Genomic DNA, 1,495 nt, shown 5'->3' on the forward strand with positions numbered 1-1,495 from the left:
ATCCTACAAAATTGGCACAACCAAAAAGCCACTCATCTCATCACGAGGTTGAAGTGAACCCCCGAGATTGGACAACAATCTCGGGGGTTTTATTATGACTAAATTTAATTTAGAGTTACGAATTTCTATTGTGACACAATATTTAACGGGTATTAGTTCCATTCAATTGGCCAGAAAATACCATATTGCCAACAATGAAACGATTCTCCTATGGGTTCATCGCTTTAATCGTTTTGGCATTGCAGGATTAAAACCGAGACCTATGAACTTGGAATACTCTAGTGAGTTCAAGATAGAAGTATTAAACTGGAAACAACAGCACCAAGCTTCGCTTTCAGAAACAGCACTACACTTCAATCTCTCTTCACCAAGTACTATCTGGCAATGGCAAAGAAAGTTTGATTTAAAGGGACTCAGTGGCCTAAATAGAGTGAGAGGAGATTCAAAGACTATGGCTAAGCATAAGTATAAAAAAGTAACCAAACCCACAACAGCACAAATTCAAGCACGCCACGATAAAGATGAGTTAAAGCAACTCAAGCAAGAAAATAAGATGTTAAGAATCGAGAATGAATTCCTAAAAAAACTCGATGCCTTAGATCACGAAAAATCAGCTCACGCGAAACCGTGACCTTAATTGATGATCTGAGGCGAGTCTTCAAAACGTCGATTAGTTTTATCCTCAAAGCCGTTAAGATACCACGTAGCACGTACTATTACACTAAGCACAGCCAGGGACGAAAATATGATGATGACCAGGTTATCCAAGCCATTGATGAAATTCGCCAAACAGATGCCAAGTATACTCAAAAATACGGTTACCGTCGCATAACGTTAGTTATGCATGAACAGGGATTTAAAGTTAATCACAAACGCGTCCTCCGAATTATGAAGGAACAAGGCTGGACATGTCAGGCCTTTAATAAGTAAACTCGTAAATATAACTCATACAAAGGAGTTGTTGGTAGAATCGCCAAAAACAAGTTACACCGGCGATTCAAGACAGATCGACCATATCAAAAACTTGTCGCCGACGTTAGTGAATTTCGATACGGTCAGATGAGTCAAAGTGAACGAATCTATTTAGAGCCCATCATGGATTTATTTTCGGGTGAAATTTTGGCATTTAACATTAGTGCACATCCAACTCTTGAGTTTGCGTTGAAGCCACTAAAAGAAGCATTAGATGGACTACCTGAGCTTCCTTATCGAACAACGGTACACACAGATCAAGGATTTCAGTACCAACATAAGCAGTGGCAAAAAACGCTTAAAACTCATCATACCTTTCAGAGTATGTCCCGTAAGGCGACTTGCTTAGAACCTGTCTAATATCTAAAAAATCTGATATAGTTTTATTAAAAAGTGAGTTTTAGCCATGAAAAACTATCCAAGCAATATTACCCGCAAACAATTTGAACAGATTCGACCAGAGCTAGAAAGTTTTCGAAAACAAACTAGGCCCCGAAAATATGACCTCTACGAGGTCTTCTGT

Annotated in this window: 3 protein-coding genes and 1 pseudogene; all 4 read left to right on the forward strand. The window is 38.9% G+C overall.

What is annotated here, in order from left to right:
• The first annotated feature begins 94 nt into the window (after positions 1–94).
• On the forward strand, positions 95–631 hold the full coding sequence (locus KGF65_RS16575) for a helix-turn-helix domain-containing protein (protein ID WP_087613047.1): 537 nt from the start codon (positions 95–97) through the stop codon (positions 629–631).
• Positions 628–930 (forward strand): IS3 family transposase, encoded by a 303-nt coding sequence (locus tag KGF65_RS16580; protein ID WP_216749058.1) that lies wholly within the window; start codon positions 628–630, stop codon positions 928–930. The genes KGF65_RS16575 and KGF65_RS16580 overlap by 4 nt, the downstream gene beginning before the upstream one ends.
• A gap of 129 nt (positions 931–1,059) precedes the next feature.
• Positions 1,060–1,332 carry a DDE-type integrase/transposase/recombinase gene (locus tag KGF65_RS17470; RefSeq protein ID WP_313850673.1) on the forward strand — a complete coding sequence of 91 codons (273 nt, stop codon included), beginning with the start codon at positions 1,060–1,062 and terminating at the stop codon, positions 1,330–1,332.
• A gap of 46 nt (positions 1,333–1,378) precedes the next feature.
• A pseudogene (locus KGF65_RS16590) lies at positions 1,379–1,495 on the forward strand (IS5/IS1182 family transposase); the annotation flags it as partial.

Origin of the sequence: Lactiplantibacillus sp. 30.2.29, from assembly GCF_018991255.1 — a bacterium.
GTDB classification, from domain to species: domain Bacteria; phylum Bacillota; class Bacilli; order Lactobacillales; family Lactobacillaceae; genus Lactiplantibacillus; species Lactiplantibacillus pentosus.

Coding starts and splice junctions, on each gene's coding strand:
- KGF65_RS16575 (WP_087613047.1), top strand. CDS start 95: ATGACTAAATTTAATTTAGAGTTACGAATTTCTATTGTGACACAATAT.
- KGF65_RS17470 (WP_313850673.1), top strand. CDS start 1,060: ATGAGTCAAAGTGAACGAATCTATTTAGAGCCCATCATGGATTTATTT.